Origin of the sequence: Streptomyces sp. MBT65 (assembly GCF_016612545.1) — a bacterium.
GTDB lineage: Bacteria > Actinomycetota > Actinomycetes > Streptomycetales > Streptomycetaceae > Streptomyces.
This window is the reverse complement of the sequence record NZ_JAENRY010000062.1, coordinates 15,723-32,481: the sequence shown is the minus strand read 5'-3', so window position 1 is coordinate 32,481 and position 16,759 is coordinate 15,723. Positions and strand designations below refer to the sequence as shown.

Genomic DNA, 16,759 nt, shown 5'->3' with positions numbered 1-16,759 from the left:
AGCATCCGAGCATGACGGTCCTGCCTGACGACGGGCTCTCGCTGGCCGCCGAGTTCCCTGACGCGACCCATGAGCAGTGGCAACGCCTGGTGGAGGGCGTACTGCGCAAGTCGGGCAAGGAAGTCTCGGGTACGGCAGCGGAAGACGCCCTGTCCACCTCGTTGGAGGACGGGCTGCGCGCCCGTCCCCTGTACACCGCCGACGACTCCGCGCCCGCGCCCGGCCTCCCCGGTTTCGCCCCCTTCGTCCGGGGCGGCCGCGCCGAGGGCAACACCCTCGGCGGCTGGGACGTACGCCAGCGGCACACGACGGCCGACAACTCCGCGGTCCTAGGCGACCTGGAGAACGGCGTCACCTCGCTGTGGCTGGCCGTCGGCGAGCACGGCATCCCGGTCGCGTCGCTCGGCAGCACCCTCGACGGCGTCTTCCTCGACCTGGCACCCGTCGTCCTCGACGCGGGGCCCGAAGTCGCCTCCGCAGCAGCCGAGTTGCTACGGCTGTACGAGGAGCGGGGCATCGCGCCCGAGGCCGCCCGGGGCAACCTGGGCGCCGACCCGCTGGGCTTCGCGGCCCGCACCGGGGACGAGGCCTTCGACTTCGCGCCGGTCGCCGCGCTCGCCCGGCGCTGCGCCGAGGAGTACCCGGGGCTGCGCGCGCTGACCGTGGACGCGCTGCCGTACCACGAGGCGGGCGGCTCGGCGGGGCAGGAGCTGGGCGCCTCGCTGGCGACCGGTGTCGCATATCTGCGCGAGCTGACGGAAGCCGGGCTGAGCGTCGAACAGGCCGTAGGACAGCTGGAGTTCAGGTACGCGGCGACCGCCGACCAGTTCCTGACGATCGCCAAGTTGCGCGCGGCGCGCAGGCTCTGGGCGCGAGTGGCCGAGGTGTGCGGGGCGCCGGGCGGGCAGGTGCAGCACGTGGTGACCTCGCCGGTGATGATGTCCCGCCGTGACCCGTGGGTGAACATGCTGCGCACGACGGTCGCGACGCTGGCCGCCGGGGTGGGCGGCGCCGAGTCCGTCACCGTGCTGCCCTTCGATCACGCGCTGGGCCTGCCGGACGCGTTCGCGCGCCGGATCGCCCGCAACACCTCGACGATCCTGGTCGAGGAGTCGCATCTGTCCCGGGTGATCGACCCGGCGGGCGGCTCCTGGTACGTGGAGCGCCTCACGGACGAACTCGCCCACGCGGGCTGGGAGTTCTTCCAGCACATCGAGCAACAGGGCGGCCAGGCGGCCGTATTGGCCTCCGGCAGCCTCCGCGAGGACCTCGCCACCACCTGGGCGGCCCGCAGCGCGAAGCTCGCCAAGCGCCGCGAACCCATCACCGGCGTCAGCGAGTTCCCGAACCTCGCCGAACGCCTCCCGGAGCGCTCGCCCGCCCCCTCGGAACCCTCAGGTGGACTGCCGCGCGTGCGCCGCGACGAGGCCTACGAGGCACTGCGCGCCCGCTCGGACGCCCACCTCGCGGCGACCGGCTCCCGGCCGCGCATCTTCCTGGCGGCGCTCGGCCCCGCCGCCGCGCACACCGCACGCCTCACCTTCGCCTCGAACCTGTTCCAGGCGGGCGGCATCGAGCCCGTCACCGAGGGCACCTTCGCGGACAGCGGGGCCACCGAGGCCTGCCTCTGCTCCAGCGACGCACTCTACGAGGAGCAAGCGGCGTCGGTCGCCGGGGAGTTGAGGTCGGCCGGTGCCGGGCACGTGTTCCTCGCGGGCCGCCCCGGGCAGTACTCCGGTGTCGACGCGTACGTCTTCGCGGGCTGCGACGCCGTAGCCGTACTGTCCGCCACCCTCGACCGCATGGGAGTGTCCTGATGGCAGCGAGCGGGCGCATCCCCGACTTCTCCGGGATCGAACTGGGGACCCCGGCCGCCCGGACCGACCCGGACGAGTGGCACGACACCGTCAAGAAGGCGGCGGGCGGCGACGACCTCCTCTGGGAGACCCCGGAGGGCATCGCGGTCAAACCCCTGTACACGGGGCAGGACTTGGAGGGCCTGGACTTCCTGGCCACCTACCCGGGCATCGCGCCGTATCTGCGCGGCCCGTACCCGACGATGTACGTCAACCAGCCCTGGACGATCCGTCAGTACGCGGGCTTCTCCACAGCCGAGGAGTCCAACGCCTTCTACCGGCGCAATCTGGCGGCCGGTCAGAAGGGTCTGTCGGTCGCCTTCGACCTGCCCACGCACCGGGGTTACGACAGCGACCACCCGCGCGTGACCGGTGACGTCGGCATGGCGGGCGTGGCGATCGACTCGATCTACGACATGCGCCAACTCTTCGACGGCATCCCGCTGGACAGGATGACCGTGTCGATGACGATGAACGGCGCGGTGCTGCCCGTCCTCGCGCTCTACATCGTCGCCGCCGAGGAACAGGGCGTGCCGCCCGAGAAGTTGGCCGGGACCATCCAGAACGACATCCTCAAGGAGTTCATGGTCCGCAACACCTACATCTATCCGCCGAAGCCGTCGATGCGGATCATCTCCGACATCTTCGCCTTCACCTCGCAGCGGATGCCCCGCTACAACTCGATCTCCATCTCCGGCTACCACATCCAAGAGGCGGGCGCGACGGCCGACTTGGAGCTGGCGTACACCCTCGCGGACGGGGTCGAGTACATCCGGGCCGGGCGGGAGGCGGGGATGGACGTGGACGCGTTCGCGCCCCGGCTGTCCTTCTTCTGGGCGATCGGCATGAACTTCTTCATGGAGATCGCGAAGCTGCGGGCGGCCCGCCTGCTCTGGGCCAAGCTGGTGAAACAGTTCGACCCGCAGAACGCCAAGTCCCTCTCCCTGCGCACCCATTCACAGACCTCGGGCTGGTCACTGACCGCGCAGGACGTCTTCAACAATGTGACGCGTACGGCCGTGGAGGCCATGGCGGCCACTCAGGGCCACACGCAGTCCCTGCACACCAACGCCCTCGACGAGGCCCTCGCTCTGCCCACCGACTTCTCGGCCCGCATCGCCCGCAACACCCAGTTGCTGATCCAGCAGGAGTCCGGCACCACCCGGGTCATCGACCCGTGGGGCGGCAGCGCGTACGTCGAGAAGCTCACCTACGACCTGGCGCGCCGGGCCTGGCAGCACATCGAGGAGGTCGAGGCGGCGGGCGGCATGGCCAAGGCCATCGACGCGGGCATCCCCAAACTGCGCATCGAGGAGGCGGCGGCCCGCACCCAGGCCCGCATCGACTCCGGACGCCAGCCGGTCATCGGCGTCAACAAGTACCGGGTGGAGACCGACGAGCAGATCGACGTCCTCAAGGTCGACAACTCCTCCGTCCGCACCCAACAGATCGAGAAACTACGGCGGTTGCGCGCCGAGCGCGACGAACAGGCCACCCAGGACGCGCTGCACGCCCTGACCCGCGCGGCCGACGAAGGCACCGGCAACCTCCTGGAGCTGGCGGTGAACGCGGCCCGCGCGAAGGCCACGGTCGGGGAGATCTCCGACGCGCTGGAGAAGGTGTACGGGCGGCACGCGAGCCAGATCCGTACGATCTCCGGTGTGTACCGCACCGAAGCCGGCGAGTCCCCGTCCGTGGAACGCACCCGCACCCTCGTGGCCGAGTTCGAGGAGTCCGAGGGCCGCCGCCCCCGCATCCTGGTCGCCAAGATGGGCCAGGACGGCCACGACCGCGGCCAGAAGGTGATCGCCACCGCCTTCGCCGACCTCGGCTTCGACGTCGACGTCGGCCCCCTCTTCCAGACCCCCGGCGAGGTGGCCCGCCAGGCCGTCGAGGCGGACGTGCACATCGTCGGGGTGTCCTCGCTGGCAGCGGGGCATCTCACCCTCGTACCGGCGTTGAAGGAGTCCCTGGCCGAGGAGGGCCGCGAGGACATCATGATCGTGGTCGGCGGGGTGATCCCGCCGCAGGACGTGCCCACGCTCCTGGAGATGGGCGCGGCGGCCGTGTTCCCGCCCGGGACGGTGATCCCGGACGCGGCCCACGACCTGGTGCAGCGGCTGGCCGCCGACCTCGGGCACGCCCTGTGATCGAGCTCGACACCTATGTGAAGGGCGTGCTCGACGGGAAACGGGCGCTGGTGGCCCGGGCCATCACGCTCGTCGAGTCGACCAAGCCCCAACACCGGGTCATGGCCCAGGAGTTGCTGACCGCGCTGCTCCCGCACAGCGGCCGGGCCCGGCGCATCGGCATCAGCGGTGTGCCGGGCGTGGGCAAGTCGACGTTCATCGACGCGTTCGGCACGCTGATGACCTCGCTCGGCTTCCGGGTCGCGGTCCTCGCCGTCGACCCGTCGTCCACGCGGACCGGCGGCTCGATCCTCGGCGACAAGACCCGCATGGAACGCCTGGCCGTAGACCCCGCGGCCTTCGTCCGCCCCTCCCCCACCGCCGGCACACTCGGCGGCGTCGCGAAGGCGACCCGCGAGTCGATCGTGGTGATGGAGGCGGCGGGCTACGACGTCGTCCTCGTCGAGACGGTCGGCGTGGGCCAGTCCGAGACGGCCGTCGCCAACATGGTCGACTCCTTCCTGTTGTTGACCCTGGCCCGCACGGGCGACCAGTTGCAGGGCATCAAGAAGGGCGTCCTGGAACTGGCCGACGTCATCGCCGTCAACAAGGCGGACGGTCCACATGAGCGCGACGCGAAGAGCGCGGCTCGTGAACTGGCGGGCGCGCTACGGCTGATGCATCCCGTCGACGCGGCCTGGACGCCGCCGGTGCTGAGTTGCAGCGCCCGCAAGGGCACCGGCCTGGACACGGTCTGGGAACGCCTGGAACAACACCGGTCCCTCCTGGACTCCACGGGCCGCCTGGCCGCGAAGCGCAGCGAGCAGCAGGTGGACTGGACGTGGACGATGGTGCGCGATGAGCTCCTGGGCCGCCTGAACGCCGACCCGACGGTCCGCGCCCTGGCCCCGGACCTCGAACGCCAGGTCCGGGAGGGCGAGTTGACACCGACCCTGGCGGCAGAGCAAATCCTCCGAGCCTTCGAATCCCGGGGCCCCCAACCCACCTAGGGGCGCGGGGCTGTGTCGATATGCGGCTCCGCCGCGGGGCGCGCTCCAGCCCCCACCGACCCGCACATGGAAATCGACGCACAGGACCCCCACCCCGTACGCTGGCTGTCGCAGCTGGTTCGCCCCGTCAGCCAGACGGACGCGTCGCAAGAGGGAACCCGGTGAGACTCCGGGACTGCCCCGCAGCGGTAAGCAGGAACGACCGCCGTCATACGCACTGGGCCCACGACAGGACCTGGGAAGCGACGGCCAGTAGGTGTCCTCCGGTTCACAAGGGGGACGTGCCCGCGAGTCCGAAGACCTGCCGACTGCCCGCACGCGAAGCATTCGCGCGCGGAATCCCGGTGACCTCGTGGGCGGGTCGGCGTGCATACCGGCGGGCACAACACCCCCCGGTCTGACGTTCCTTCGCGCTCTCGTCCCGTACCGGGATCTCAGGGAGACATCTCGCGAAGGAGAGTTCCGTGACAGCGAAGTCCGCAGCCGCGGCAGCACGGTCCACCGTGTACGGCTACCCCCGCCAGGGCCGGGGCCGTGAACTGAAGAAGGCGATCGAGGGCTACTGGAAGGGCCGCGTCGACGCCGACGTCCTCCGGGCCACCGCCACCGAACTGCGCCGCGCGAACTGGCGGCAACTGACCGCCGCCGGCATCCACGAAGTTCCGACCGGCGACTTCTCGTACTACGACCACGTCCTGGACACCAGCGTCATGGTCGGCGCGATCCCCGCTCGCCACCGCGCCGCCGTCGAACTCGACGCGCTGGACGGGTACTTCGCGATGGCGCGCGGCACCCAGGACGTGGCGCCGCTGGAGATGACGAAGTGGTTCGACACCAACTACCACTATCTGGTGCCGGAGTTGGGCCCGGACACCGTCTTCACCACCGACTCCACCAAGCAGGTTGCGGAGTTGCGGGAGGCCCTCGCCCTGGGTCTGACGGCCCGCCCCGTGCTGGTCGGCCCGGTGACCTACCTCCTGCTCGCCAAGCCCGCCCCCGGCGTCCCCGCGGACTTCGATCCGCTGACCCTGCTGGACCGGCTGCTGCCGGTGTACGCCGAGGTCCTCGCCGATCTTCGGGCGGCGGGCGCGGAGTGGGCGCAGCTCGACGAGCCCGCCCTGGTCCAGGACCGCACACCGGCCGAACTGAACGCCGCCGCCCGCGCCTACCGCGATCTCGGGGGTGCCACCGACCGGCCGAAGCTGCTGGTCGCCTCCTACTTCGACCGGCTCGGCGACGCGCTGCCGGTGCTGGCGAAGGCGCCGGTGGAGGGGCTCGCGCTCGACTTCACCGAGTCCGCCGCCGCCAACCTGGACGCTCTGGCCTCGGTGGGCGGGCTGCCCGGCAAGCGGCTGGTCGCGGGGGTCGTCAACGGCCGTAACGTCTGGGTCAACGACCTCACCAAGTCCCTTGCCGCACTGGGGACGTTGCTCGGGCTGGCCGACCGGGTCGACGTGGCCGCCTCCTGCTCGCTGCTGCACGTCCCGCTCGACGCCGCCGCCGAGCGGGACATCGAACCGCAGATCCTGCGCTGGCTGGCGTTCGCGCGGCAGAAGACGAGCGAGATCGTCACACTCGCCAAGGGCCTGGCCCAGGGCACCGACACGATCGCCGCCGAACTCGCCGCGAACCGCGCCGATTTGGCCTCCCGCGCCGGTTCGTCGCTGACCCGCGACCCTGCCGTACGGGCCCGGGCCGCCGCCGTCACGGACGCCGACGCCCGCCGCGCTCAGCCGTACGCCGAGCGGACCGTGGCGCAGCGCGGGCATCTCGGGCTGCCGTCGCTGCCGACGACGACCATCGGCTCGTTCCCGCAGACCGCCGAACTGCGCACCGCGCGGGCCGACTTGAGGGCGCGGCGGATCGACACGGCCGGGTACGAGGAGCGGATCAGGGCCGAGATCCAGGAGGTGATCGCGTTCCAGGAGAAGACCGGCCTGGACGTCCTGGTGCACGGTGAGCCCGAACGCAACGACATGGTCCAGTACTTCGCCGAGCAGCTCACCGGCTACCTGGCCACCCAGCACGGCTGGGTCCAGTCGTACGGCACCCGTTACGTCCGGCCGCCGATCCTGGCCGGTGACATCTCGCGCCCGGAACCGATGACGGTGCGCTGGACGACGTACGCCCAGTCGCTCACCTCGCGTCCGGTCAAGGGCATGCTCACCGGGCCGGTCACCATGCTCGCCTGGTCCTTCGTCCGGGACGACCAGCCGCTCGGGGACACCGCCCGGCAGGTCGCCCTGGCCTTGCGTGACGAGGTCGACGACCTTGAGGCGGCCGGGACTTCGGTCGTCCAGGTCGACGAGCCCGCACTGCGGGAGACGCTGCCGCTGCGGGCGGCGGACCGGGCGGCGTATCTCGCCTGGGCGACGGAGGCGTTCCGGCTGACCACCGCCGGGGTGCGGCCGGACACGCAGATCCACACGCACATGTGCTACGCCGAGTTCGGGGACATCGTCCAGGCCATCGACGATCTCGACGCGGACGTCATCAGCCTGGAGGCGGCCCGCTCGCACATGCAGGTCGCCCGCGAGCTGGCCGGGCACGGCTATCCGCGCGAGGCGGGACCAGGTGTCTACGACATCCACTCGCCGCGCGTACCGAGCGTGGCCGAGGCGGCTGCCTTGCTGCGCAAGGGACTTGAGGCCATTCCGGCGGAGCGGCTGTGGGTCAACCCGGACTGCGGTCTGAAGACCCGGGGCTGGCCGGAGACCCGAGCGTCCCTGGAGAACCTGGTCGCGGCGGCCCGTACGGTCCGTACGGAGCTGGCCGGTTCCTGATCCGGGGGCGGGGCGGTCGGGAGGAGCATCCTCCCGACCGCCCCGCCGTGGATTGCCCACTCCCCGCCGCCGTGCCGTGGATCGCGTGCTCCCGGCCGCCGTGCGGTGTGTCGTGGTGCGCGCGAGACGATGTTCCGAACAGCCCGGAGAACTGGAGCGACCACGTGACCAGCCGTATCACCCTGATCTCGCCGGCGATGAACCGGTCCCTGCGGGAGACCCGGTTCGACGACGACGGCCCGCTCGACCCGAGCGGAGCGGCCCGGGCCGAGTCCGTCGCCGGTTCGCTCCGGCCGGCCGGCCGGGTGCTGGTCTCGCCCACCGCGCGCTGCCGGGAGACGGCGGCCGCCCTGGGTCTGGCGGCCGTGGTGGAGCCGCGGTTGGCGGGGCTGGACATGGGGCGCTGGCGGGGGCTGCCCCTCGACGAGGTGATGGCACGCGAGCCGGACGCGGCGATGTCCTGGCTGACGGACCCGGACGCGGCGCCCCATGGCGGGGAGTCGGTGCGGGCGTTGTGCGAGCGGGCGGGGCGGTGGCTGGAGACGGCGGCGGAGTTCGAGGGCAGAACCCTCGCCGTGGTCGAGCAGGAGATCGTCAGGGCCCTCGCGGTCACGATCCTCGACGCACCCGGGCCCGCCTTCTGGCGGCTCGACGTACCCCCACTGACGGCGACCGACCTCAGCGGACGGGCCGGGCGATGGAACCTCAGGCTCGGGCGGGAACTGGGGACCACCGCCCCCTAAGGCCCTACAAGTGCCGCCCCCGGGCACCTCCGCCCCACTATGCACCGCGTACATACACGCTGTGTATAGTCCGGACATGCCAACTCTGAGCGCTCTGCACAAGAAGAGGAAAAGAACCCCGGCCGGGTTGCGTGCCGTCGGCATGTTCGTGGCGGCGGCTTCACTGGCCCTGTCGTTGGGCGGCTGCACCCGGCTCGACACCACCGCGCCGGCCGCCGCCCGCGCCGAGGCCGGGTCGACGGGTGCGCAGGCCCGTTTCGGGACGGTGGACTGCCGTGAGGCGAAGTGCATCGCGCTGACGTTCGACGCCGGGCCGAGCGAGAACTCGGCGCGGCTGCTCGACATCCTGAAGGAGAAGCAGGTCCCGGCGACCTTCTTCCTGCTCGGCAAGCGGCACATCGAGAAGTACCCGGAGCTGGTCGAGCGCATGGCCGCCGAGGGGCACGAGGTGGCCAGTCACACCTGGGACCACAAGATCCTGACTCGGATCACCCCCGCGCAGATACGCGACGAACTCGAGCGCACGGACGACGCGATAGCGCGGATCACCGGCAAGCGGCCCACGCTGATGCGCCCGCCGCAGGGCCGTACCGACGACACCGTGCACAAGATCTGCCGGGAGCTGGGCCTCTCGGAGGTGCTGTGGAGCGTGACCGCGAAGGACTACGCGACCACCGACTCCGCGCTGATCACCAAGCGCGTCCTGGCGCAGGCCACCCGGGACGGCATCATCCTGCTGCACGACCTGTACCGGGGCACCGTGCCCGCCGTCCCGGGGATCATCGACGCGCTGAAGGAGCGCGGGTACGTGTTCGTGACCGTGCCGCAGCTCCTCGCGCCCGGGAAGGCCGAGCCCGGGAAGGTGTACCGGCCCTGAGCCGCGCGGTCCAGGGCCGGGTCAGTCGTGTCGGCAGGTCAGTCGGGTCAGCTGTGTCGGCCGGGTCAGAACACCACGGTCCAGCCCTCCCGCGCGGCCTGTTCCGCGGTGTACGAGACGCCGTGGACCTTGAGGCCGTTCGCGTCGAGGAGGGTGATCTCGCCGCCCTGGTTGCCGAGTTGGACGCCGTCCGTGAGCGGGACGAGCAGGGTGGCGCCCGCGGCGAGCGGGCCGGGCGGTACCGCGCAGGAGTGGCCCAGCCGGTCCTGGACGCGCCAGCCGGTCGGGTCGAGCGGATCGGCCGAGGCGTTCAGGAGCGTGACGCTCTCCGCCTCGGGCGCCGGGCCGCGCGGGTTGACCAGGGCCGCGACGATCCGGACGGGCTGCCCGCCGGGCTCGTTGCGGGAACCGTCGGTGCCCTCCAGGGCGTGGCCGGTGGTGTCGTCGGTGTGCCAGGACTGGCTCTGGAAGGCGAGGAAGATGGCCACCCACCGCGACTGCGCCGGGAAGTGGATCAGCAGACCGCCGTCCTGCCAGATCCCGTCGTCGCCGCTGAAGCGGCGGCTGTTGCCCTGGTTCATGTGGATGTCGTGGACGCCGTTGCCCGGCAGGAAGCCGAACACCTTGTCCTTGACGGTCGGTTCGGGCCCGAAGCGCTCGCCGAAGACGTACAGCCGGGCCTCCGGGTCGTCGACCGCGCGTCGTACGTAGTGGTCGAGGAGGTCGGCGAGGTCGTTGTCGGGGCCGCTCGCGTCCGGCGGGAGCGTGCGGAGTTGCGCCGGGTCGAAGAGGTTGCCGCGCACGAAGTCGAGGTTCGGGCCGCCGGGTCCGGGCAGCAGGGTGTTCCAGCCGCTCGGGAGGCCCTCCAGGCGGGCGGTGACCGGGTGTTGGAAGTCCTCGCTGACGAGGTAGAGCAGCTCGGAGGGCCGCTCGGCGGACAGGACGTTGACCGCGGCACGGAAGTGCGTGCCCGAGTCGTCCGTGAGATGGATCTGGTAGTGCGGTGTACCGGCGGCGCCCTCGCGCCGGGTGTCCACCGCGCGTGTGATCAATACGCCATAGGCCTTCAGTGGCATGACGACCGACTCCCCCTGTGGTGTACGTCTGCGTACCTGTGAACCGCTGGGCCAAGGGTGTGAGCCCTCGACGAAAGTACCGCCGACCGAGAAGCGTTCTCTACGATCCCTACATGGTCGACTTCCGTCTCGAACGCACGGCCCCGCTTCCCCTTGAGGAGGCGTGGCGCCGACTGACGGAGTGGCCGCGCCACGGCGATGTGGTGCCGCTGACCCGCGTCACCGTGCTGACTCCTCCACCGACCGGCGAGGGCACGGTGTTCGTGGCCCGCTCCGGGCTCGGCCCGCTCGGTTTCGACGACCGGATGGAGGTCACCGTGTGGCGGCCTCCGTCGGGCGACGAACCCGGTCTGGTCCGGCTGGAGAAGCGGGGGCGGGTGGTGACCGGCTGGGCGGAGATCGAGGTGCGGCCGGGGCCGGGGGGCCGTAGCCGCGTGGTCTGGCAGGAGGAGCTGGCGGTCGTTTTCCTGCCGCGCCTCTTCGACCGGCCGCTCGAGTGGGCGGCGCGGTCGATGTTCGGGCGGGCGGTGAACGGGCTGCTGAGACGGCCGTAGCGCAGTCGTGCCCGTGGGGTCAGTCCTTGCGGCCGGTGACCGCGACCGTCACGCCCAGGCCGATCATCGTGAGGCCGCCGACGCCGCCGACCGCGGAGAGGCGGCGGGGTGAGCGGGCGAACCAGTCGCGGGCGGTGGCGGCGACCAGCCCCCACACGCTGTCCGAGGCCAGGGCGATGAGGTTGAAGACCAGGCCGAGCAGCAGCATCTGGCTGGTGACATGACCCTGTTCGCGGTCCACGAACTGGGGCAGTACGGCGGCGAAGAACACGATCGTCTTGGGGTTGGCCACGCCGACCGCGAACCCCTCCCACAGGGTGCGCAGGCCGCTGTGCGGAGCGGCCTCCTCCCCCGCGAACGCGGCCCGCAGCGAGCCGCGTCGACGCCACGCCTTCACCCCGAGGTACACGAGGTAGGCGGCGCCGGCGAGCTTCAGGGTCGTGAAGACGAGCACCGAGCGTTCCACCAGCGAGCCGACGCCGAGTGCCACGGCGACGACGAGGAGGTAGGCGCCGAGCGTGTTGCCGACCACGGTGGTCAGCGCGGCGCGACGGCCGTGGGCCAGCGCCCGCCCGATCACGAACAGCACGCTGGGGCCGGGCACCACGATCAGCAGGAAGGACAGGGCCGCGAAGGCGAGCAGTCGGTCGGTGGACACCATGGGCCCATGGAAGATGGGGGCGCCCCTGGCCCGCAACCCCATTTCCCGGTCCCACGAGGTCGATGTCCGGTGAGAGGAACAAACGCTCTAGTGTGATGGCCCTGAACGGCCCTTGCAGGCACGGGAATCAGGAAAGGTGACCGGCGAATGTCGCTTCGCCCCGGGGATACGGAGTCCATTGGCGGCTACGCGCTGGTCAACCGGTTGGGCAGCGGTGGGATGGGCGTCGTGTATCTCGCGCGGTCCGCCTCGGGACGACAGGTCGCCGTCAAGGTCGTACACGCGCAGTACGCGCTGGACGAGGAGTTCCGGGCCCGGTTCCGCCAGGAGATCGCGGCTGTCCGCCGGGTGAGCGGAGCGTTCACCGCTCCCGTCGTGGACGCCGACCCCGACGCCGAAGTGCCGTGGATGGCCACGCTCTACGTGCCCGGCCGAACCCTGGCCGAAGTCATCGAGAAGGACGGCCCGTTGGACGGGCAGGCCCTGCGCGCCCTGGCGCTGGGGCTGGTCGAGGCACTGCGGGACATCCACCAAGCGGGTGTCGTGCATCGGGACTTGAAGCCCAGCAACGTGCTGCTCGCCGAGGACGGCCCCCGCGTCATCGACTTCGGCATCTCCCGCGCCGCCGACAACCAGGCCCTCACCGTGACAGGGCGGTTGATCGGCACCCCGCCCTTCATGTCACCGGAACAGTTCACCGCGCCCCGGGACGTCACCGCCGCCTCCGACGTCTTCTCGCTGGGCTCACTGCTCGTATACGCCGCCACCGGCAACCGTCCGTTCGACGGCGCCAGCCCGTACCTGACGGGCTATCAAGTCCTGCACGAACAGCCCCGGTTGGACGGAGTGTCCGAACCGCTGCGGAGCATCGCGGAACGCTGCCTGGACAAGGACGCGGCGGCCCGGCCCCAACTGACCGAACTCCACGGCCTGTTGCGTGCCCTGCCCGATTCCGCCGCCGCTACCACCGCGGTGGATCCCCCGCGAGAGGCGGTCCCCCGCCCCCGCCTGGCGGGTCCTACGGCCGTCCCGGGCACCAAACGCCCGCGCCGAGGCCGGCGGCTCCTCGTCGCTCTCGGCACCGTGATCGCCGTCGCGGGGCTCGGCCTCACGGCCCTGCGCTGGTCGTCGGACGACACGACCCTGGGCCCGTACGACGCGCTCTCGCCCTCGCCGTCCGCCTCCACCGTGGCGCTGCCCGCGGGCTGGAAGCCCTGGCGGACGGGTCTGCTCACCTCCCAGACCGGCGACCCCCTCGACTACACCCAGTCCGGCTGCCTGGCGGACGGCGGCACCGTGTACTGCGCCGGTACGGGCGCCACGGTCACCGCGCTGGACGCCGCCTCGGGCCGGGTCCGCTGGCGGTCGGGCACCAGCCCCGAGACCGCGCTCCCCATCGGCGTCCGGGACGGGCACGTCTACACCTACGTCAAGCCCGACTCGAACGACACCTTCATCACCCGGCGCATGGTCGCCCTGGACGCGAAGACCGGCACCCGGCTGTGGATCCACCCGATCAGGGACGACACGGACCCCGTCCTGTTCGACGGCGGGATCCTGGCGATGGACGTGGACGCGACGAAGTTCGTGGCCTACGACGCGTCGGGCCGTCAGCTGTGGAGCGCGCCCATCTGGTCGAACCTCGGGAACTCCTGCACTCCGACGGCGCTGGGCGGCGCCCCGTACGCCCTCTGCACGGTCGAGGACGATCCCTCCCAGGGCGATTTCGTCCTGGTACGCCTTGACCCCGCCACCGGCGCGCAGCAGAAAATCGCCGAACTCCCCACGGGGGCTTGGCCGTTGGGCGTCGACAAGGGCCGGACGCTGTTCCTGGCGCCGAAGCTGGCGCCGGAGGTCTTCGGCAGCTCCCCGGACCAGCTGTACACCGCCCTGGACCGGGTGAACCCGAGCACCGGCGCGATCGAGCGGATCGCCCTGCCGACCGGCACCCGCGGCACGGCCACCCTGGTCAAGGACGTGATCTACCTCGTCCGACCGAACGGCACGGTCACCGCCGTCCGCGCGGCCGACGGCAAGCGGCTCTGGCAACGGGAGACGGACACCGAGAACCTGTCGACGCCGGTGTTCTCGGCGAAGTTCAACAGGCTCTACTTCTCGAACCAGTTCGGCCGCTTCCTGGCGCTGGACCGGAGGACCGGAGCCGTCGAGTGGCGTACGTCCGCGCTGGCGGACCTCGGCGACTCGACGGACGACACCACGCCGTACGTCCTGCTCGTCAAGGACGCGCTCGTGGCCGTGGCGGGCGACACCGCCTTCTCCGTACGACCGCCCGCAACGCGCTGAGCTACGCCGCTCAGGCCACCGACCCGATCCGCCCCGCCGGCAGCGCCGTGGCGTCATGGTGGATCGGCGTGTGCGCGCCGGTGAGTGACATCCCGCTGCCGCCACGCCTGTTGGCGACGATCTCCGCCGCGATCGACAGGGCCGTCTCCTCGGGCGTCCGCGCGCCGAGGTCGAGGCCGATCGGGGACCTCAGACGCGCCAACTCCAGCTCCGTGACGCCGACTTCGCGCAGCCGTTCGTTGCGGTCGAGGTGGGTGCGGCGGGAGCCCATCGCGCCGACGTACGCCACCGGGAGACGCAGGGCGAGCCGGAGCAGCGGTACGTCGAACTTGGCATCGTGGGTGAGGACGCACAGGACGGTACGGGCGTCGGTGTCCGTGCGCTCCAGGTACTTGTGGGGCCACTCGACGACGATCTCGTCGGCGTCGGGGAAGCGGGCCCGGGTGGCGAAGACGGGGCGTGCGTCGCACACCGTCACCCGGTAGCCGAGGAACCTGCCGATGCGGACCAGTGCGGACGCGAAGTCGATCGCGCCGAAGACGATCATCCGGGGCGGCGGCACCGAGGACTCGACCAGGACGGTGAGCGGGGCCCCGCAGCGGGAGCCCTGCTCGCCGATCTCGACGGTGCCGGTGCGGCCCGCGTCCAGGTAGGCACCGGCCTCGGCGGCGACCGTGCGGTCCAGCTCGGGGTGGGCGCCGAAGCCGCCGTCGTAGGAGCCGTCGGGGTGGACGACAAGTGCGCGGCCCCGCAGGTGAGTCGGGCCCGAGACGATCCGGGCCAGTGCCGCCGCCCCACCGCTCGTCGCGGTCGAGAGGGCGGCGGTGATCACTGAGCGGGCGGGGTCTTGGGACCGTACGGGGGTGACGAGGATGTCGATGACCCCGCCGCAGGTCAGCCCCACGGCGAAGGCGTCCTCGTCGCTGTAGCCGAAGCGCTCCAGGACGGTTTCGCCGTCCTGGAGGGCCTGTTGGCACAGGTCGTAGACCGCGCCTTCCACACAGCCCCCGGAGACCGAGCCGATCGCCGTGCCGTCGGTGTCCACCGCGAGGGCGGCGCCGGGCTGGCGGGGTGCGCTGCCGCCGACGGCCACCACGGTGGCGACGGCGAAGTCGCGGCCCTGCTCGACCCACCGGTGCAGCTCTTCGGCGATGTCCAGCATCTCTCGGTCTCCTAATGGGGTTGCGGGGAAGGGCAGTTGAGGGCGTGGGCTAGTGCACGCCCAGCCAGCTCTCGACGGGGTTGAGGGCGAAGTAGACCAGGAAGATGACGGTCAGGCCCCACATGAACGGGCCGATCTCCCGCGCCTTGCCCTGGGCGGTCTTGATGGCGACGTACGAGATGACTCCCGCGGAGACGCCCGCGGTGATGCTGTACGTGAACGGCATCACAACCACCGTCAGGAACACGGGGATCGCGGTGGCGCGGTCGGCCCAGTCCACGTGCCGGGCGTTCATCAGCATCATCGAGCCGATGACGACCAGGGCGGCGGACGCGACCTCCTGCGGGACGAGCGCGGTGAGCGGGGTGAAGAAGAGACAGGCCGCGAAGAACAGGCCTGTCACCACCGAGGCGAGGCCCGTACGCGCGCCCTCCCCCACCCCCGTCGCCGACTCGATGAAGACGGTCTGGCCGGAGCCGCCCGCCACCCCGCCGATCGCGCCGCCGGCGCCGTCGATGAACAGTGCCTTCGACAGACCCGGCATCCGGCCCTTGGCGTCGGCGAGTTGGGCCTCGGTGCCGACGCCGATGATGGTGGCCATCGCGTCGAAGAAGCCGGCCAGCACGAGTGTGAACACGATCATGCCGACCGTCATCGCGCCGACCTTGCCCCAACCGCCGAACTCCACATGGCCGAAGAGCGAGAAGTCCGGCATCGAGACCGCGCTGCCGTGCAGTTCGGGGGCCGCGCCGCTGGCCCACTGCTTGGGGGCGATGACCCCGGCGGCGTTCAGGACCGCGGCGACGACGGTGCCGGTGATGATGCCGATGAGGATGGCGCCGGGCATGTTCCGGGCCTGGAGCATGAAGATCAGGAGCAGGGTGCCGGCGAACAACAGGACGGGCCAGCCCGTGAGTTCACCCGCCGGGCCGAGGGTCAGCGGGGTCGCCCTGCCCTGGTGCACGAAGCCCGACTTGTAGAAGCCGATGAGCGCGATGAACAGCCCGATGCCCATCGTGATGCCGTGTTTCAGCGCGAGCGGGATCGCGTTCATGATCATCTCGCGCAGGCCGGTGACGACGAGCAGCATGATGACCACGCCGTACATGACGCACATGCCCATCGCCTGCGGCCAGGTCATCTGCGGGGCGACCTGCGAGGAGAGCACCCCGGAGACGGAGAGCCCGGCCGCGAGGGCGAGCGGCACCTTGCCGACGAAGCCCATCAGGAGGGTGGTGAAGGCCGCCGCGAACGCGGTCGCGGTGATCAGGCCCTTCTGTCCGAGCGTGTCCCCCGCGACGTCCTTGCCGGACAGGATCAGGGGGTTGAGCAGCAGGATGTACGCCATCGCCATGAAGGTGGTGACTCCGCCGCGCACCTCGCGCGCGACGGTCGATCCCCGGTGCGTGATGTGGAAACAACGGTCGAGCCAGGACCGGCCGGCCGGGACGCGGGTTCCTTCACCCGCGTCTTCGGCGGCGGTCCTGGGTTCCACTGACTGCTGGGTCATGGGGCCATCTCCCAAGGTTCACAGGGGCACTCGCGGACCGCTTTCGGCGGTGCGCGGGATTTGGGATGGACGACCCGGGGGACGGCCCGAGACG

The 16,759-nt window shown here is 71.3% G+C and carries 12 protein-coding genes and 1 riboswitch; of the genes, 8 read left to right on the top strand and 4 right to left on the bottom strand.

Annotated features, from left to right (window positions below; translation table 11 throughout):
• Positions 1–11: 11 nt before the first annotated feature.
• The 6 genes from JHN63_RS16380 (at position 12) to JHN63_RS16355 (ending at position 9,398) form a co-directional block, all read left to right on the top strand.
• A complete protein-coding gene (locus JHN63_RS16380) occupies positions 12–1,817 on the top strand; it encodes a methylmalonyl-CoA mutase subunit beta (RefSeq protein WP_200681801.1) in 1,806 nt (601 codons plus the stop codon).
• A complete protein-coding gene (scpA, locus tag JHN63_RS16375; protein WP_200681800.1) occupies positions 1,817–4,006 on the top strand; it encodes a methylmalonyl-CoA mutase in 2,190 nt (729 codons plus the stop codon). Before JHN63_RS16380 ends, scpA begins: the two co-directional genes overlap by 1 nt.
• Positions 4,003–4,995, top strand: coding sequence for a methylmalonyl Co-A mutase-associated GTPase MeaB (gene meaB / locus JHN63_RS16370; RefSeq protein WP_200681799.1), 993 nt, complete (start codon positions 4,003–4,005; stop codon positions 4,993–4,995). The genes scpA and meaB overlap by 4 nt, the downstream gene beginning before the upstream one ends.
• A gap of 98 nt (positions 4,996–5,093) precedes the next feature.
• A riboswitch (cobalamin riboswitch) is annotated at positions 5,094–5,319 on the top strand.
• 140 nt (positions 5,320–5,459) lie between these two features.
• Positions 5,460–7,778 carry a 5-methyltetrahydropteroyltriglutamate--homocysteine S-methyltransferase gene (metE, locus tag JHN63_RS16365; RefSeq protein WP_200681798.1) on the top strand — a complete coding sequence of 773 codons (2,319 nt, stop codon included), beginning with the start codon at positions 5,460–5,462 and terminating at the stop codon, positions 7,776–7,778.
• 164 nt (positions 7,779–7,942) lie between these two features.
• Positions 7,943–8,521 carry a histidine phosphatase family protein gene (locus tag JHN63_RS16360; protein ID WP_200681797.1) on the top strand — a complete coding sequence of 193 codons (579 nt, stop codon included), beginning with the start codon at positions 7,943–7,945 and terminating at the stop codon, positions 8,519–8,521.
• A 142-nt stretch (positions 8,522–8,663) separates the two neighbouring features.
• Positions 8,664–9,398, top strand: coding sequence for a polysaccharide deacetylase family protein (locus tag JHN63_RS16355; RefSeq protein WP_200681831.1), 735 nt, complete (start codon positions 8,664–8,666; stop codon positions 9,396–9,398).
• A 65-nt stretch (positions 9,399–9,463) separates the two neighbouring features.
• Here the strand turns inward: JHN63_RS16355 and JHN63_RS16350 are convergent, their stop codons facing one another.
• Entirely contained in the window at positions 9,464–10,474 is a 1,011-nt protein-coding gene (locus JHN63_RS16350) for a DUF2278 family protein (protein WP_200681796.1), read from the bottom strand.
• 113 nt (positions 10,475–10,587) lie between these two features.
• Here JHN63_RS16350 and JHN63_RS16345 point away from each other — a divergent pair, with 113 nt between their 5' ends.
• Positions 10,588–11,028: an SRPBCC family protein gene (locus tag JHN63_RS16345; protein WP_200681795.1), complete on the top strand. Its 441-nt coding sequence runs from the start codon at positions 10,588–10,590 to the stop codon at positions 11,026–11,028.
• A gap of 19 nt (positions 11,029–11,047) precedes the next feature.
• Here JHN63_RS16345 and JHN63_RS16340 read toward each other — a convergent pair whose 3' ends face one another.
• Entirely contained in the window at positions 11,048–11,689 is a 642-nt protein-coding gene (locus tag JHN63_RS16340; RefSeq protein WP_200681794.1) for a LysE family translocator, read from the bottom strand.
• A 147-nt stretch (positions 11,690–11,836) separates the two neighbouring features.
• Here JHN63_RS16340 and JHN63_RS16335 point away from each other — a divergent pair, with 147 nt between their 5' ends.
• The gene (locus JHN63_RS16335; RefSeq protein WP_200681793.1) at positions 11,837–13,993 is read left to right on the top strand and encodes a PQQ-binding-like beta-propeller repeat protein; all 2,157 of its coding nucleotides are present in this window, start codon (positions 11,837–11,839) and stop codon (positions 13,991–13,993) included.
• Between the two features lie 10 nt (positions 13,994–14,003).
• Here JHN63_RS16335 and JHN63_RS16330 read toward each other — a convergent pair whose 3' ends face one another.
• Positions 14,004–15,155, bottom strand: a complete 1,152-nt coding sequence (locus JHN63_RS16330; protein ID WP_200681792.1) for an XdhC family protein — start codon at positions 15,153–15,155, stop codon at positions 14,004–14,006.
• A gap of 49 nt (positions 15,156–15,204) precedes the next feature.
• On the bottom strand, positions 15,205–16,665 hold the full coding sequence (locus JHN63_RS16325; RefSeq protein ID WP_200681791.1) for an NCS2 family permease: 1,461 nt from the start codon (positions 16,663–16,665) through the stop codon (positions 15,205–15,207).
• Positions 16,666–16,759 lie beyond the last annotated feature (94 nt).

Coding starts and splice junctions, on each gene's coding strand:
- JHN63_RS16380 (WP_200681801.1), top strand. CDS start 12: ATGACGGTCCTGCCTGACGACGGGCTCTCGCTGGCCGCCGAGTTCCCT.
- scpA (WP_200681800.1), top strand. CDS start 1,817: ATGGCAGCGAGCGGGCGCATCCCCGACTTCTCCGGGATCGAACTGGGG.
- JHN63_RS16355 (WP_200681831.1), top strand. CDS start 8,664: ATGTTCGTGGCGGCGGCTTCACTGGCCCTGTCGTTGGGCGGCTGCACC.
- JHN63_RS16350 (WP_200681796.1), bottom strand. CDS start 10,474: ATGCCACTGAAGGCCTATGGCGTATTGATCACACGCGCGGTGGACACC.
- JHN63_RS16345 (WP_200681795.1), top strand. CDS start 10,588: ATGGTCGACTTCCGTCTCGAACGCACGGCCCCGCTTCCCCTTGAGGAG.
- JHN63_RS16340 (WP_200681794.1), bottom strand. CDS start 11,689: ATGGTGTCCACCGACCGACTGCTCGCCTTCGCGGCCCTGTCCTTCCTG.
- JHN63_RS16335 (WP_200681793.1), top strand. CDS start 11,837: ATGTCGCTTCGCCCCGGGGATACGGAGTCCATTGGCGGCTACGCGCTG.
- JHN63_RS16330 (WP_200681792.1), bottom strand. CDS start 15,155: ATGCTGGACATCGCCGAAGAGCTGCACCGGTGGGTCGAGCAGGGCCGC.
- JHN63_RS16325 (WP_200681791.1), bottom strand. CDS start 16,665: ATGACCCAGCAGTCAGTGGAACCCAGGACCGCCGCCGAAGACGCGGGT.